Source organism: Armatimonadota bacterium, assembly GCA_016223145.1.
Lineage (GTDB): Bacteria > Armatimonadota > Fimbriimonadia > Fimbriimonadales > Fimbriimonadaceae > Nitrosymbiomonas.
Map to the genome: position 1 here is coordinate 153,726 of JACRPN010000004.1, position 16,510 is coordinate 170,235.

Consider the following 16,510-nt stretch of genomic DNA (forward strand, 5'->3'; position numbering starts at 1 on the left):
CTCAACCAAGCGCCTCCCGCATCGCCGCGCGAGGGGCCCCCACACCGAGCCACCACGCCAATGACCTCGCGCCCTGCGCAACCAGCAAAGCCTTTCCGTCGACGGTTCTCAGCCCTTCTCTTTCTGCCGCTCCGAGAAACGCGGAGGACGTTGGGCCATAGGACAAATCATAGGCGAGCGCGCCCGGGCTGGCCCGGCTCCAATCGAGCGGAACCGATTGGCCGGAGCGCGAGGCGCTCGTGGCGTCGACGATCACCTCGACGTCCTCGATCGCCGGTTCCTTTAGAATCGAAAAGGCCAAGCCCAGACTCATTCGAAGCTCCTCCGCGCGCTCGTAGGTCCTGTTCCATAGCTTCACACCATATCCCGCCCGAGCCAGAGCGTCCACCAAGGCCCGCGCGGTTCCGCCCGCGCCCAAGATAAGGAACCGGGCGCCAACCGTTACTCCGAGGTCTTCAAGCGTGTCGAGAAACCCAGGCCCGTCCGTGCTCGTTCCCCTGCCGGAGACCAGGTCGAGGGTGTTTGCTGAGCGGATGCGCCGGCAAGACTCATCCGGATCGGAGAGCCAGAAGAACGCCTCTTCCTTGTGCGGCACCGTTACGTTCACTCCCCGATAGCCCAAGTCTCGAAGCTGAGAAAGGGCCTGTGAGACTTCGCCGCGCGGCACTCGAATCGCTTCGTACCGCAATGCCAGTCCTAGAGCGCGATAGGCGGCTCGATGCATGGAAGGAGAGAGCGAGTGCGCGATTGGGTCGCCGATCACGGCGAACTCGGCGGGTGGAGCCTCGCGCCACTCGTGGAACGCGCTCATCGCTCGGGTTCTCGAAAAGCCCAGAACTTTTGACCGGCGAAGTTCCAAAATGCCACCATCACGGTCGCGATCGCCGTGGCGATGCCCCAGCTTCGCAGGGCATGGCCGGGAATCACGTTGTTGAAGCCGGTGGTGATCAGCGTGTTGAGCGCCATGCCGGTCAGCGCAACGATCACGAACTTGCGGAAGTGCCTCCCCCACTCCTCGGGACCCTCGATCCTGAAGGTCCAGCGGCGGTTCCAGATAAAGCTGTTGACGATGGCAATGCTGGCCGACACGATTTTGAACACCGGCACAGCCGCCGCAGGTGCGTCTTTGGCGTACTGGAACACCGCGGGAATGTCGGCGATCAGAGTCGCCCCAAACACCTGTCCCAGCGGCTTGCCGTCCACCTGGATGCCGAACATCAGCAGCCAGTGAAGCCCAACGTCGATGACCGTCGAGCTGCCGCCCACGACGGCAAACTTCATGAATTGGCGCACGATCGGCCGCTCCCACGGGGCCTTGGCTGTCTCGGGTGGCTGCTGGATCGGGGTGGTCGTCTGAGATTCCATCGTGATCGCTCTCGACAAGTATGGCTTGAGCAGGCGCTCACCCATGCGGCTGATCTTCGTTCCGATGAAGTCGCGGCCCGTCGAAGGCTTGACCCAGATGCCCTCCACCCCCGCGCGATTGGCGCCCCACATGTCCGTGAAGATCTGGTCGCCGATCATCACGGCCTCCTCTGGCTTCCGGCCAAAGTGCTTCAGTGCTTCATAATAGATGGAGGGATTTGGCTTAAACCTTCCCAGAAAAAACCTAATCCCAAGCTCCGCGGCGATTTGAGTGAGGCGTTTCGGGTGGCGGGTGTTGCTGAGGATGCACACGTCCATACCGGCTTGCTTGCAGCGCGCGACCCATCCACGCGTCTCATCCGGGATCTCCATCGAGCGCCACGGCAGAAGCGTGTTGTCGGCGTCGAGCATGACGAGCCTCTTGCCTCTTCGCGCCAGGTCCTCAGGGTCGATCTCATAGAGCGATCCTGAGGAACTGGAAGGGCAGAACCGCCGAAGTGGACCAGGCAGCCCGGCAGGGTCGTAGGCGCCCGTGGGAAACGCCACTAAGGCCCCCCTTGCGCCAAGGCCTTCTTGCGCCGCTGAATGTTCCTTAGGTGCTCGTCGTAAGTGGCCGAAAAGAGGTGCTTCCCAGTCGGCAGCGCCACATAGTAAAGGTAGCTGTGCTTTGCGGGGTGCAGGGCCGCGTCGATGCTCCTAAAGCTCGGAGAACAGATCGGCCCAGGCGGGAGCCCCTTGCGCAAGTAGGTGTTGTAAGGGGAATCGGTCCCGGCAATCTCTGCCCGCGAGAGGTTCTTCCACTTCTTCATCGCATACAGGATCGTCGCGTCGATCTGCAGAGGCATGCCCAGCCGCAGGCGGTTCTCGATGACCCCGGCGACGATGGGGCGCTCCGGATCTTCCTTCACTTCGAGCTGAACCAGGGAGGCGACAGTCAGGACCCGACGCAGGTCCTTAGGCGGCTCGATTACCCGCCAGACCTTGTCGCGAAACGCCTCCAACTGGCGCTTCACCGTTCCTTCAGCGCCAATCAGTGGCGGAAGGTCGTAGGTGTCTGGATAAAGGTAGCCCTCAAGCGAACCCGATTCGGGGATCGGGAAACCGGCGAGGTCTTTGAAGCGAGCGGGATCGTGGGCAAGCTCGACGTACTCACCGGCCTTGCAGACTCCGTTCTTCTCCAGCAAGTTTGCGCTGCGCTCAAGCCAGTTGGTCTCCGGCAGGCGGACCATTCGGCGCACAGGAAGCTGCAGCGCGGCAAGGATCTCCTCGGGCTTCATCCCGGGCCGCACCTGATAGGTGCCCACGCCCACCAACGCCGGATACCTCTTGAACCGCGACCAGAGCGCCAAGACTCGCGCGTTGCGCACGATGGAGCGTTTCTCAAGGTCTTCCAAGGCCCGCACCAGGGGCGAACGGACCTCGTAGCGGACGTAGACCGGGTCCGCAGGCGGCATCGGCGCAAGCTGAGTGTTCAGCCAATAGCCAAAGCCCGCGCCGGTGAGGATCCCGACGCCAAGGACCCAGAGGAGGAATCGAACGCGCCTATTCACCGCCATCCCCCTGCGAATGAGTGCCCGACTGGGTCTCCGCAAAATAGCCCTCGAGCAACAGGGCTGCGGCCGCGCTGTCTCGACGGCGATCGCGCAGGGAAGCCTTTTGGCCCGATTGGATGAGCGCGTCTTCTGCGCGAACGCTGGTCATGGTTTCGTCAGCCGTAAGAACCAACATTCCGAGGGCCTCGATCTGTTCCGCGAGGGCACGGCAAAGCCGCTCCATCTTGTCGTCCGCGGCATTCTGTCCAGTCCCGGGCTCGCCACGATGAGGGTTGATGGGAATGCCGACAAGCACCGCGTCCGCGCCTTCCTTCCGGGCCAACTCCACGATCTGCCGGGCATCCTTGGCGAGCGCTCCCAGGGCCGACAGATGCGGTCTTGGGCTCGAGGCGCCGAAGTCGCTTTCCCCCACGGCGATCCCGATTCGCCGAGTACCCCAATCAACGGCTACCACTCGCATCGTTGCTCTCGTTAGCCCTGCGAGCGCTCGCCAAACGCCTCCAGCAGGTCATGGTGGAGCCAGCCGTTGCTGCTCAGCCCTTCTGAGGTGGGGTTATCATTCCCTTTGAAGTCGGTAAAACGTCCGCCGGCTTCGGTGACGATCATCTTGGGCGCGGCAATGTCCCAGTAGGAAAGCACCGGGTCGATCATCGCCTCAATCCGGCCGGTGGCCACCAGAGCGTGGGCATAGGCGTCGCACCAGCCCCTCGTGGCGATGGCGCGCTCACCCAGCCCCACCACGGCCTCCAGACGGCCCGTTTTCCTCAGCGACGCGTGAGAGCCTGTGCATAGCACCGCGTCGGCGATTCGGACCTTTGCTGAGACCCGGCACGCACGCCCGTTCCAGAAGCAGCCCTTGCCGCGCTCGGCATAGACCATTTCGTCGAGCGCAGGGAAATACGCGACGCCAAGCTGCGTTTCGGAATCCTCTTCGTAGGCCACCAAGGTGCCGTAGAGAGGCACGCCGCAAATGAATGACTTGGTGCCATCGATAGGGTCGAGCACCCATCGAGCCGAGGAGGCGCCGGTCAAGCCCTCTTCTTCGCCGAGGATGGAATCTCCGGGATAGGTCTCGCCAATTGCCTTGCGGAGCTTGGCCTCGGCTTCTCGGTCGGCGATGGTGACGGGCGAGTCGTCGGCTTTCCGTTCGAATCCGATGCCGCTGCTGAATTGTGCCAGCGTGCCCCGGCCAGCCTCATAAGCGGCCTGTACGGCGAATTGGAGCCGGGGCGACATGCTGGGGAGTGTACCGGCGTCCCTGCAAGTGCGTGCTCAGTGGTGCGTGGTCTGTAGCCGCCGGTTCCGTGCCGGCGCTCCAGGGAATTTCCTGCAAAGGCGCAAAAACCCCAAGTCTGTAGCCGCCGGTTCCGTGCCGGCGCGAAAAGCTCTCGCGCTGAGGACGCAGAGTCCCGCAGCGAATCTCAGAGCCTTTCCTTGTAGATGGCCCTGTAGCCGCCGGTTCCGTGCCGGCGCTGGCTAGGGAGTCTCCCGCAAAGGCACAAAGATGCACAAAGGGGAGGACGCCTTCCCCCTCGGCAACGCCCGCTTCAGAAAAACCGCAGGTCGGTCCAGACGCCCATCGACACCATACGGACATAGAAGTCGGTAAAGCCCACGCACACCAGGCTGAACCAAGCCCACTTCATGTGCGCCTTGTTCAGGTTGCTCACGCAGTTGTAGCAGGCAAAGGAGAGCTTGCCCTTCGAGACGTTGTCCCGCCGCCCGGCGATCAGATGCCGGAGCGAATGGCAGCCGAAGGTGTAGCTCGAAAGGAGCGTCGCGTTCGCCAACAGGACCAAGGTGCCGACTCCCATCCCGAAGTGCTTTCCGCCTTCGGTGTCGGTCCAGATGAAGGCCTGGATCGCATCCCACCACAAGAAGCCAAGGATGATGATCGCGAAGTACAGGAAGTACCGGTGGAGGTTCTGCAGGATCATCGGGAACTTCTGCTCGCTGCGATACATATGGCGCGGCTCGCCAACCGCGCAGGCCGGCGGGTCGGCCCAGAAGGACTTATAGTAGGCGCCCCGATAGTAGTAGCACGTAAAGCGAAAGCCCGCAGGGAACGGCAGGATGATAAACGCCGGGGAGAATGGCAGCCAAGCCGGCCACCAGCCGGGCGCCGCGCCAAACCAGCCGTGCTCGCCAAAGAGCGGCGGCGAATACATCGGCGAGAGGTAGGGGCCCCACTCGTAGTGCGCGTTTTGGAAGGCGGCCCAGGTGGAATAGACGATAAAGGCAGTCAGTCCCAAGAAAACGGCCGTCGGCTGAAGCCACCAGGCGTCCACGCGCGCCGTATTCCCAAGACCTCTCCGCTTGACTGTCGATACAGATTTGGCCATGGAGCTTTTCCCATGCTACCGGACCTCGCGCGGGAACTGCACGATGGCATAATGTGTAGTAAGTTTTAGTGACGGCTTGGTGAAAGTCCAGAATAGGATCACGATTAGCTTCCTTCTAAGCCTGGCATTGCTCCTTTGGAGTGCGCCAAGCTTCGCCGTTCGCGCTTGCCAGACAGAGTCCAGAGGCGACAGTTCCTGCCCCATGCATCGGGCACGGCAGGACTGCATGCCGCAGCCAATGGCCGCCGATCACTCCTGCTGCAAGACGGGCCAAGAGGCCAATGCTCCCGAGCCGACACCGTCCAAGGAAAAGTGTCACTGCGCGATCCGCGGCGGCAGCGTGAAAGATCCGGCCTCGACCGCGAACGCCGCGCCGGCGCCCAGTTTTCCCTTCGTCGACATCCCAGAATCGCCCGCCCCTCCCGTTGGGCTCCTTCTGCTGGAGCCGCGCGAGCCTGGGGTTTACGCGAACGATTCCGGTCCACCCGGCTCCCTTGTCGTCCTCCTTTCCCATCTTCGCGCGCCTCCGATCCGTTGTGGTTCGTCCCTGGGCTGAATGCTCAGCCCCATGACCACGATTGATCGGAGTTTCACATGCATTACAAGACTTTCTTCGGGCTAGCCCTGGCTGTCGGGCTCGCCATCCTCATCGTCGGCTGCGGATCGCAAACCGGTGGAGCCCAGGCTTCAGCCGAACCGAAAGCGGCTCAGAGCGCCGAGTCACCGGCCAACGAAACCGGCAAATCGGCCGAAGAGATCGCCATCTACAAGAACGACAAGGGCGAAATCATCTGCCCGGTGACGGGGGACGTGATCCCCTCCGTCGACAAGGCATCAGGCTATCAGGACTTTCAGGGCAAGCGCTACTACTTCTGCTGCGGCATGTGCCCGCCCAAGTTCAAGGCGGACCCCGAGAAGTTCGCCGTTCGGCATGAGATCGAGCCTATGTAGCCACTAGGGCATGAGGGGCGTCCCGCCCCTCATGCCACACCCTTGCCCCCTTCCCTTGATCGGAGAAAACAATGTCAACCCCTCTTCAGTTCGTCAAAGGCCACTGGCTGACGCTGCTGCTGCTCGCGGGCAGCGTGGTCCTGGTGTCTTGGATCGTCCAGACCCAGCGGCCGCCCGGCGCCATGACCCTCGTCGAGGCGCAGGCTATGGACATGACCGCCATGAAGCCTCCTCCCGGCGTGTTTCCCGTCGGCGTGGAGGAAGCCACGGAGCGCCAGATCGGCGACGCGGCGACCTTTCCGGCGGAGGTTTTGGCCTACACCGACGAGGACGTCGTCGCCAGGGTCATGGGCAGGGTCCAAAAAGTGCTGGTCTACCCGGGCGATAAAGTGCATGCCGGGCAACTGCTCGCCACGCTTCAGGCCGACGAAGTGGGCGCAATGGCGGCGGAATCGAGCCTGATGGCGTCCTCAAAGGCGGACATGGCTCGTGCTGCCGGCCAAATGTCCAGCGAAAACCGTTCGATGCTGGCCAAGGCCCGAGCGGAAGTTCGAGCCGCAACCGCCGGCGTCGCCCGCGCTGAAGCCGACCTGGAGGCGATGGCCGCGGAACGGGAGAAGGCTCAACGGGAGGTCGAGATGGCAGGCGCCGACCTGGAACAGGCGCAGGCCGGCTTCCGCTACGCGGAACAGGAGTTTGGCCGTTCGCAGAAGCTCCACAAGCAGGGAGCAATCTCGCTCGACGAGCTTCAGAGCGCCCAGCGCGAAAGAGACTCAAGCGCGGCCATGGTTCGAGCCGCCCAGGCAAAGGTGCGCGCCGCTGAGGCCGACACTCAAGTCGCTGATCGGCGCGCTCGGGCATCCGGCAAGATGCTCGAGGAATCGCAGGCCATGATGGCTGCCGCAGAAGCAGAACGGCGCCAAGCCGAGACGCGGCTTCTGCGATCGGCTACCGAAGCTCGAAGCGCAGGCGCGGAAGCCCGTTCGGCGCGCGCTGGCGCGGCCGGCGCCGCGGCCATGGCGGACTACCGCAACTTGCGGGCCCTTTCGGCCGGCGAAGTGGCGGAGCGCATGGTCAGCCCCGGCACGGCGGTGATGCCTGGAATGGTCGTGCTCAAGCTCAAGTCGCTTGAGCGCGCACGGGTTCAAGCAGAGGTCCCGCAGGCCATGGCTTCGAAGCTGCGCGTCGGTGACCCGGTGGACGTCATCGGTGACGGTGTTGAGCGTGAGGCGCGTCTCACCAGCATCTTTCCGGCCGTCATGCCCGAGTCCCGCACGGTTCGCATCGAGGCTGTCGTGGACAACGCAGACCGAGCCCTTTTGCCGGGCATGTTCGCGCGGCTTCGGCTTCGCGGCCCTGAGGGCGCGGGCGTTTTGACAGTTCGATCGGCGGCGGTTCAAGAGGACCTGGATGGGTCCCGTTTCGTTTGGGTTGTCAACGCCAAGAAGGAAACCCCGACGAAGACCGACTGGACCTGCACGATGCACCCGGAGGTCTCCATGCCGGGGCCCGGACTCTGCCCCAAGTGCAAGATGGACCTCGTTCCACGTGAGGGATCGAGCAAGTTTCAGGTTGCACGGAGAGAGGTTAAGATCGGCAAATCGGACGGGACCTACATCGAGATTTTGGACGGCCTAAAGCACTTTGAGAAGGTCGTCTGGGCCGGCCAAGAGGACCTCTATCCGGGCGCTCCCGTACAGCCCACCGAGTGGGGCCTCAACGGTCCCAAGTCGCTTCCGAGCCCTGCCGGCGCGCAAGGCGGGGCCAAGGGCGGTTCTGAGCACGAAGGCCACGACATGTCGAAGATGGAGGGTGGGCGATGAGCCAACCTCCGGATCAACCCGACGCTGAGGGGCGCGGCCACGCCGACGGCGCCCACGCTCCAGCTCAGGCCCTGCACCCAGATGGACACGGGCACGACGAGGACCACGGCGGCCTTGGCTACAAGATCGTGCGGTGGTCGGTCGACCATCCACACGCTGTCATCGCCCTCTTTCTATCTCTGCTGTTTCTGGGCATCCTCGCGATCGGATTCATCATGCCCAGGCGGTTTATGCCCTACGTTGAGAGCCCGATGCTGGGCGTCGTCACCGAGATGCCCGGCCTCTCCGCCGAGGAGATGGAGACCTACTTCTCCGGGCCGATCGAGCAACGAATGGTCAACGCGCCCAAGGTCCGGTACATCCGGTCCGTCAGCCAAGAGGGCTTCAGCATGGTGGTGTTGGAGTACCCCTATGGCACCGACATGCAGCAGGCGCAGACCGAAGTTCAGAGCCTGCTGAACGTCGTCCAGGCCGACCTGCCCTCGACGGGCGCAAACCTGAAACCTAGCTGGATCCTCAGAGTCGACCCGCTCAACCTACCCGTCCTCTCGCTCAGCCTGACCGGCGACAAGAGCCAAGGATGGTCGCTGCCAAGACTCCGTGAACTCGCCGACAACGAGGTGCTCAACCGAATCAAAGCGGCGGACCAATCGGTCTACACGGTCTCTACCTTTGGGGGCCACCGACGCCAGCTACAGATCGTCGTGGATCGCGACAAGCTCAAGTCTGTCGGCCTTTCGATGATGGACCTTCGGATGGCGGTCGAAAAGGCCAACGTCGCCCGACCTGCCGGAGCCCTCAACAACGGTCCCAGCGAGACGCCCTTGCGGGTCGATACCCTGGGTCGAAGCGCCGCGGTCATTGGCGCTTACCCGATCAAGGCAATGGGCAACCGGGTGGTCCGGGTGCGCGATGTCGCAGAAGTCAAGGACACTGTTTTTGAGCTCAGGTCTGGCTATCGGCACCTCTATTGGGAGGGTAAGAATCGTGAGCATGGTGAGAGTGGTGAAAAGGGTGAGAAGGGTGAGGAAGGCTCCGGACAACTCTCACAATCCTCGCTACTCTCTCCATCCTCTCCATCCTCACTCCCTAGTGGCGCCCGCTCCGACGAAGCGATCCTCGTCAACGTCCTCCAAAATCCGGACGCCAGCTCCCCCAAGACCATCGACGCGGTGCTCAGGACCGTTCGGCAGCTTGAAAAGGAGTTTCCGGGCATACGGTTCGACGTGGCCTACAACAACGCGAGCTTTGTCGACGTGCTCTTCGAAAATATGCGCGATGAGCTGTTGATTGCGGTCGTTCTCACCGGTCTCGCGGTCCTCTTCTTCTTAGGCGAAATTCGGGGGACAGCCATCGCGCTCACCGCCATTCCGACTTCTCTGGCGATGGCGCTGCTGGCGATGGTCCCGCTCGGCATGAGCCTGAACTCCAGCACCCTCATCGGCCTGCTGGTGGCCATTGGGCGCTTGGTGGACGACGCGATCATCGACATTCACGCCGTCGAGCGCCATCTGAGGATGGGAAAGGACCGGCGGCAAGCCACCATCGACGGCATTTCGGAAGTCCGGCGCTCGGTCTTGGCAGCGACGATCGTGCTCATCATCGCGCTGCTGCCGCTGATGTTCAGCGGCGGCATCACCCAGCTCATGTTCGAGGGCCTTTGTTGGCCGATCATCTTCGGGCTGGTCGCCAGCTATCTGGTTTCGATGACCCTAACGGCTGTCCTTTGCTCCAGGTTCATGACCCTTCCCGAAAGCCGGCAGCGCACCTGGTTCAGCAGGCTCTTGCTGGAGCCGTTCGAGCGGAAGCTCGTGGGCCTGGAGCAAGGCTACGAGCGTGCCATCCGTTGGTTGCTCAAGCACCGGTTCGCGAACTTCGTTCGGATCGGCATCACCGTCATTCTCGGCTTTACCCTGTACTACTTCATCGGCGCGGAGATGATGCCGCTCGCCGACGTGGGCCAGGCCAGCTTGCAGCTTGAAATGAAGCCGGGCGCGAGTTTCAAGGCCACTGAGGAAGCCGTTGGGCGCTTGGAGAGGATCCTGGCGGAAGAGGGTGTTTCCAAGGGCTGGATCACAAACGCCAGCATCGAAATAGGCCAGGAAGGAGGCCCCGGCATGACCACCGGCGGCGCTTACTTCTCGGGATACCAGATGATGTCGGCGAGCGCGGCCTCCGCCATGCTCACGCTCTCGGATAAGGACTCGGGACGTCCCGATGTGTGGACGATCATGGACCGAATCCATTCCCGTGCGATGGAGGAGATTCCAGGCATCCGGCGCATCCAGATTAAGGAGATGGGGGCCGACGTGATGGCCACTTCCCTTGCGCCGGTGGCGCTGGTCGTGTATGGCAAAGACCTTCACACGATCGATCGCCTCGGCAAAGAGGTCCTAAAAATCGCCCAGGAGGAGGCCGTAAATCCAGCCACTGGAAAACCGGACACGGCGCAGCCTTTCCTCTCGTGGGAAATGTCGAAGCCGACGCTACAGGTGGTGGTCGACCAGGAGAAGGCCGCTCGGCACGGTTTGAACCCAGCCGACATCGCGGACCAGGCCTACTACGCCCTGAAAGGCGGATTTGGGATGGAGTTCTTCCGCATGCAGAACAAGCGCCCGACCACCGTCCTGTTCCGATTCTCCGAGTCTGACCGATCTGACTTATCGGACTTGTCAAGCATGTTCTTGACGGGAATGGGCGGCGAACAGGTGCCCATAACGGAACTCGTGACCCTCGAGCAGAGGATGGCGCCGAGCGCCATAGAGCACGACCAGTTGCGTCGCGTCGTCAGCTTCGGCGGCTACTACCGAAAGGACAGCCGCCCCAGTATGGACGTGACCATGGACATCCAAATGCGCGCGCTATCAAAACTCAACTGGCCACCCGGCTATGGATTGGAGGCTCGCGGCGACATGACCCAGATGATGGACAGCTTCAGGCTGATGCTCATAGGGCTCGCCGTGGCGCTGGTGCTCATGTACTTCGTGCTCGTAGCCCAGTTCAATGGTTTCCTGCAGCCGCTGCAGATGCTCTTCAGCCTGCCGTTGGAGCTCTCCGGGGTGTTCTTTATGCTCTGGCTGATGCACCAGGCGTTCAGCACCGTGTCGATCCTCGGCATCATCGTTCTGTCCGGCATGGACATCGTGACGGCGATCCTGATGATCGACCTGATCCTGCATTACCGAAAGTCGGGCCTTCCGCGCAACGAGGCTGTGGCGACCGCGAGCCCGCAAAGGCTCAGGCCGATCCTGATGACCTCGCTGATCACGGTTTTCGTCATGGCGCAGGTTGCGTTCATCCCGAAATCGGGCCTCGACGCCTACCAGCCGCTCGGGACGACCATCATCGGCGGTCTCATCGTCGGCACCGTACTTTCGCTGCTCGACATCCCAATCATGCACACCTTGGTAGACGACCTGGTTCGCTGGTTCCAGGTCCGGTTCCTCAAGGTGGATCCCGCCTCGTTGCCCCCTGTGGAGAAGACATCATGAGTAATCGAATGAAAAGCGGTGCTAGGTCGCCGCATTCCAAAGAGCCCTGTTTGCGCTCCTTTGCGCCTTGGCGGCTTTGCGAGAGATCCCTAGCTCTGGTCTTGCTCTCAATGTGTGTCGGTGGAATCGCGCAGGCCCAGGATCCCCTAACCCTGACGGCAGCTCAGGACCTTGCCAAGACCACGAACCCCCTCCTGAAGGCCTCTGCCAAGGACCTCGCCGCCGCCAGGGCCGCCAGAGGCAAGATGCTCGCCGACTTCCGGCCCATGCTGATGCTGGAAGGAGTCGGGCTCTCCGCAGAGGGCCGCCCCGGAATGACGCCTATGGACCGGCCCGACATGGCGCTGAAATTCGGTGACACCCTTTTCGCGGGCGGCGTCAAGGCCACTTGGAACCTGTTCAGCGGCGGCAGGGAGCGCTCGACGGCCTCGATCGCCGACCGAATGATCGCCATGGCCTCGCGGAGGGCGGACATGGTCTGGCTGGACCTGCTGGAGGAAGTCCGCATGGAGTTTAGCGAGTCGCTTGCGGCTCAGGAGATGCTTGACGGCCTTCATGCTTCGCTCGCCGCCGCGACCCAGATGGAACAGGTCACCCGTGCACGGTTTGAAGCCGGAAAGGTGCCGGAAGCGTTCGTCTTTGGCGCCGTCGCAGACCGCCTCAAGGTGGAGCAAGAGATCGCCGAAGCCGAAGCCGAGCTTGCCGGGGCCATCGCCCGCCTGGTCGTCTGTTGCGGCGCGGAGGTCGCCGGTGGACGGGTTGGCGCCTGGGACCTCCCGCTCGACGCGCCCAAGTCGCTCGACGAAGCGCTTGAGATTGCCTACAAGAACTCGCCTAGGATTGCAGAGATCAAGGCGGAAGCGGAGTCTTGGAGGCTCACTGCCCGTCTGGCACGGCAGAGCGGAGTCCCTGGCGTGTCCGCGTTTGCGGCCGCAGACACCATGGCCTATAGGGGCCAAAACATGGCCGGAGGCTCGGCCGTTGGGCTCTGGCTGAGTTGGCCAATTGGCGACGGAGGCATGCGCAAGGCGCAGGCCGCTGAAGCGGAGAGGAAGGCCGAGCAGTTGGAGGCGATCGTCTCGGTCGAGCGGAACACGATTCGAGCCGCCTTGAGCACCGAATGGGCGAAATGGAAGGCCTCGGTAAAGGTGCTCGATGCCGCCAATGGCCGCATTCAAGCGGCCAACGAGGCCTATCGCATCGCCAAGATCCGTTTCGACGAGGGCAAAGCCATCCGAGTGGAAGTCTCGGAGGCCCTCGCCGATCAGCAGGAAGCCACCATCGGGCTCTCAAAGGGCCGCGACTATCAGAGAAGGGCTTGGATCAAGCTTCAGAGAGCTATGTCCAACCTCGACAAGCCAAGCGGGAGCCAATAACATGACTCTCGCCTCGACTTTTGTTCCCTCGCAACCTCACCGGAAGCCGGGATGCGCCTCCGGGGCGCTTGACCGCGCCCCGTGCGCATTCCCGGCCCCAACCCAAACCACCAGGAAAGAACCTTGAAATCAAAAAAGAACACACTCATCGCGCTGGCAGGCATCTCGCTGTTGGCGATCGGCTTGCCGGCATGGACCGCCAGCGCCCCGACTCCGGAGCAAGGATGCTGCGCGGGAATGACGGCCCAACATGAAGGCCACCAGCACTCCGACCCAGACCATCGGTCGGTCGAGGCGAAGGTCAAGAACGGCGTGCAATTCGCAAGCGTGGTCGCAGACGGCGGCTACCAACCCGGCACAGTGACCGCCAAAGCAGGCATGCGGCTCGAACTGACGTTCACTCTCGGAAAGCGCCCAGGATGCGCATCCACGGTGAGCTTTCCCGGCCTCAAGATCAAGAAGTCCATTCCCGCAGGCAAAGGGGTCGTCATCAAGTTCACTCCCGCCAAAGCAGGCGAAGTGCCGTTTGAATGTGGCATGGGAATGTACAAAGGCAAGATAATCGTCAAGTAGAGACTCTCAGGCTCTGCACAACAGAGGGATTCGTCTGGGCCGCTCGAAGACCCGGGCGAATCCCCTTTCAAACGAAGCGAAGACAAGTCGACCCGCCTCAAGGTCTCACAAGCGCTAGCAGATTGCCGGAAGCCGCGCCTGGAGAGAGCTAATCCAGGGCCTTTCAGCGCGCAACCTGAATCGAGTTGCAGCGAAAGCTCTGGCGCCAACCCATAGGACTCTTGTCCCGCGGACCCCGTACCAATGGACACGAGACCAAAAACTCTACTGGAGGGCCGACCGGTCCACAGAAGCACGCCGTTTGAGCCTAACTGGACCGCTTTGGGTGTTAAGTGACACCCCTTGTCAGCCCATCGGGAGGGTTTCTGCCATGGTCCATCGGACCTATCGGATGAACTATTCGGTAGCCCCTGGCGTTCTGAGGAATAGAAGCGAGCGCACCTAACACACCTAGCTTAGTTTCTGGTCGGTTGGCACGAAAGCAGCGACGCGATCTCCGATTGTTGCCGCCCGCCGTGTTGCCTGGCCTGATCCGCAGGTGCAAGGAGCCGTTGAGCACATGGTCGAAGAAGTCTTGCGTAAATTGGGTTTTGCTGTTGCCATCGCGGTTGTAGCCGGCCTTGGAACAGGGTTTGCCCTCTATCGTCCGATCACGGTTTCCGGACATTCGATGGCGCCGACGCTAGAATCCGGAGATCAGCTTCTGGTGACCCGCTCTATCTGGCCCCAGAGACCCATCGAACGCGGCGACCTTGTCGTATTCAGAGATCCATCAGGAAGCGGATCTCTGCTGATCAAGCGAGTCGTATCGCTGGAGGGCGAAACGGTCTCTGCGTCCCTCTCCCCCTATGCCGAGAGTGACTTCCTGAAACATAAGGCTTATGTTGTACCCAAGGGCAGTTATTACCTATTAGGTGACAACCTATCTGCCTCGATGGACAGCCGCTTGTATGGGGCTGTAGAAGCCAACGATATCGTTGGTAGAGTGGTGCCGATTCCGTGGGATTTGATGGGAGGTTCGCTGCTCGGAATCCTCTGGACATCGCTCGCGGCGTTGTCGCTGTCGGCGGGCACATTCTTCTTGCACCTTCCTGTCGGTCGCGCCAGAGTCCTACCCTGAAGCGCCTACAGCGTGATGTAGAATAGCCTCCATGCGCACCCTTCCAAGTTCCTTGCGGCTGGGCGCAGCCAGCCTCCTGCTGCTATCAGCGGCTGCCGCTCTTCAAGCTGAAATCCTGTACAGGGTCAAGCCAAATGCGGACCATACGAGGCTCGTCGTCAGCATGCAGTTCCTGGCAAAGGCGGGGCCTCTGGAGCTGCAGATTCCCAACTGGGCGCCGGGCTCCTATCGTCTGTCATTCCCCTGGCGCAACGTCCAAGACCTGACGGTGATTGGCCCCAAGGGGACCGAGCTTTTGGCTGAGAAACCGAACGACCACACCTGGAAAGCCGCGGTATCTGAGCCTGGGGCGGTGACGGTCTCTTACACCATGCCTGCACAGGCAACCGGCGGCATCCTTCACTATTCCGGGCCCTCGACTTATCTCTATGTGGTGGGCCGCAAGTCCGAATCCTGCAAGCTCTCGGTCGAGGTGCCGCAGGGCTGGAAAGTGGCTGTGGGCCTTGATGCTGCCAGGGGCGCTGCCAACACCTTTTCGGCAAAAGACTATGACGTATTGGCCGATAACCCGGTCACGCTGGGGGATTTCATCGAGCTCTCCTACACATCGCATGGCAAGCCGCACACCTTGGCGCTCCGAGGCCCCGGGGCGAGTGGTGTGAATAAGGATGAGCTTCTGAAGATGTGCAAATCCGTTTCGGACAGCCAGGGTGACTTTATGGGAGGCCTGCCGTTCAACAAGTACGTCTGGCATTTCAGCGTGAGCCAGGGTACGGGCGGTGGCGGCGGTCTGGAGCATCTGAGCAGCACTCAGATCAGCTTCGCGCAGAACATGACGTCGAGCACGCTGCGCCTGTTTGCCCACGAATACTTCCATCTATGGAACGTCAAACGTATCCGTTCCAGAGTGCTCGGCCCGTTCGACTACACGCAGCTCCCGAAAACGGGCGCGCTATGGTTCTTGGAAGGAACCACAGACTATTACGCCAGCCTGCTGCCCATGCGTTACGGCCACATGAGCCGCGATGATTTCTTCCGAGACCTGGTCTCAAACACCCGCAGCGTCCGTGGCAACGCGGCTCGGCTGGAGGTCAGCCCTCACGACGCCAGCTATCGCGTTCGCGAGGCGGCCAACGGCATGGGCAACAGCAATGGCTACAACATCAGCTACTACAACCTTGGCTGGCTCCTCGGATTCTGCCTGGACATCGAAATGCGCGCGAGGACCAACGGGCGGCGCTCGCTGGATGACGTCACCAGAGCGCTTTGGGCGATGTGCAAAAACGACCAGCCGGGCTTTGAAGAGGACGAGATTCGCAAGCAGTTGGTGAAGTTCGGTGGGACACCGATGGGCGCGGTCTACGACCAGATCGTGATGAAGCCTGGCGAGCTTCCCATCGAAGCGGCGCTTGAGAAGGTGGGATTTAAGCTGGACAGCTCCCCCGAGACCTACGTGGAGCCGGGATTCACGGTTGGCGGGTTCGGCGGTGGTGGGGGCCAGGGCAGCGGCAATGCGACCCCACCTCCTGGAGCGCGCATTTCCGCGGTCAGGGAAATCTCTTCTCCCCTGAGCAACGGAGACTTCCTGGTTGAAGTGAACGGCGTGAGTGTCGTCGGATCGAGCCCGCAGGAGACAAACAACAAGGCCCGAAACGCCGTTGCGGCGCTGAAGGCGGACGTCGTCGCGAAGCTCAAGGTCGTCCGCGATGGAAAGCCAATGGACGTAGAGGTCACGCCCAAGAGCGCTCAGCGTTCGGCACTGCGGGTTAGCGAGCTCCCCAACCCTACGAAAGAGCAGCTTGCCTTCCGTGAGGCTTGGGTTTCTGGGGGAAGGAAAAAGTAAGGTTAGCCCCTCCCTTGTTTTTCACTCCGGTGGAAATGCTTCCCAGTCCCGGCTTGTCGGGAAGGGAGGGGTT

13 protein-coding genes are annotated in these 16,510 nt (G+C 62.0%); 7 read left to right on the forward strand and 6 right to left on the reverse strand.

Going from position 1 to position 16,510, the window contains the following annotated elements; all coding sequences use genetic code 11:
- Nucleotide 1: 1 nt before the first annotated feature.
- The 6 genes from HZC36_01975 to HZC36_02000 all read right to left on the reverse strand — a co-directional run bounded on the left by HZC36_01975 (nt 2) and on the right by HZC36_02000 (nt 5,260).
- A complete protein-coding gene (locus HZC36_01975) occupies nt 2–811 on the reverse strand; it encodes a shikimate dehydrogenase (GenBank protein MBI5705735.1) in 810 nt (269 codons plus the stop codon).
- A complete protein-coding gene (locus tag HZC36_01980; GenBank protein ID MBI5705736.1) occupies nt 808–1,911 on the reverse strand; it encodes a YqeG family HAD IIIA-type phosphatase in 1,104 nt (367 codons plus the stop codon). The genes HZC36_01975 and HZC36_01980 overlap by 4 nt, the downstream gene beginning before the upstream one ends.
- A complete protein-coding gene (gene mltG / locus HZC36_01985) occupies nt 1,911–2,915 on the reverse strand; it encodes an endolytic transglycosylase MltG (GenBank protein ID MBI5705737.1) in 1,005 nt (334 codons plus the stop codon). The genes HZC36_01980 and mltG overlap by 1 nt, the downstream gene beginning before the upstream one ends.
- Nucleotides 2,908–3,378: a Holliday junction resolvase RuvX gene (ruvX, locus tag HZC36_01990; GenBank protein MBI5705738.1), complete on the reverse strand. Its 471-nt coding sequence runs from the start codon at nt 3,376–3,378 to the stop codon at nt 2,908–2,910. The genes mltG and ruvX overlap by 8 nt, the downstream gene beginning before the upstream one ends.
- An 11-nt stretch (nt 3,379–3,389) precedes the next feature.
- Entirely contained in the window at nt 3,390–4,154 is a 765-nt protein-coding gene (locus HZC36_01995; protein ID MBI5705739.1) for a histidinol phosphate phosphatase, read from the reverse strand.
- A gap of 311 nt (nt 4,155–4,465) precedes the next feature.
- Nucleotides 4,466–5,260: a succinate dehydrogenase gene (locus tag HZC36_02000; protein ID MBI5705740.1), complete on the reverse strand. Its 795-nt coding sequence runs from the start codon at nt 5,258–5,260 to the stop codon at nt 4,466–4,468.
- Between the two features lie 594 nt (nt 5,261–5,854).
- On the opposite strand from HZC36_02000, the gene HZC36_02005 reads away from it, so the two are divergent.
- The 7 genes from HZC36_02005 (at nt 5,855) to HZC36_02035 (ending at nt 16,437) form a co-directional block, all read left to right on the forward strand.
- Nucleotides 5,855–6,211, forward strand: a complete 357-nt coding sequence (locus HZC36_02005; GenBank protein ID MBI5705741.1) for a YHS domain-containing protein — start codon at nt 5,855–5,857, stop codon at nt 6,209–6,211.
- A gap of 71 nt (nt 6,212–6,282) precedes the next feature.
- On the forward strand, nt 6,283–8,034 hold the full coding sequence (locus HZC36_02010; GenBank protein MBI5705742.1) for an efflux RND transporter periplasmic adaptor subunit: 1,752 nt from the start codon (nt 6,283–6,285) through the stop codon (nt 8,032–8,034).
- Entirely contained in the window at nt 8,031–11,525 is a 3,495-nt protein-coding gene (locus tag HZC36_02015) for an efflux RND transporter permease subunit (protein ID MBI5705743.1), read from the forward strand. Before HZC36_02010 ends, HZC36_02015 begins: the two co-directional genes overlap by 4 nt.
- A 110-nt stretch (nt 11,526–11,635) precedes the next feature.
- The gene (locus tag HZC36_02020) at nt 11,636–12,901 is read left to right on the forward strand and encodes a TolC family protein (protein ID MBI5705744.1); all 1,266 of its coding nucleotides are present in this window, start codon (nt 11,636–11,638) and stop codon (nt 12,899–12,901) included.
- A gap of 123 nt (nt 12,902–13,024) precedes the next feature.
- The gene (locus tag HZC36_02025; protein ID MBI5705745.1) at nt 13,025–13,474 is read left to right on the forward strand and encodes a cupredoxin domain-containing protein; all 450 of its coding nucleotides are present in this window, start codon (nt 13,025–13,027) and stop codon (nt 13,472–13,474) included.
- A gap of 559 nt (nt 13,475–14,033) precedes the next feature.
- A complete protein-coding gene (gene lepB, locus HZC36_02030; GenBank protein MBI5705746.1) occupies nt 14,034–14,594 on the forward strand; it encodes a signal peptidase I in 561 nt (186 codons plus the stop codon).
- Between the two features lie 31 nt (nt 14,595–14,625).
- Nucleotides 14,626–16,437: a M61 family metallopeptidase gene (locus tag HZC36_02035; GenBank protein MBI5705747.1), complete on the forward strand. Its 1,812-nt coding sequence runs from the start codon at nt 14,626–14,628 to the stop codon at nt 16,435–16,437.
- Nucleotides 16,438–16,510: the final 73 nt, after the last annotated feature.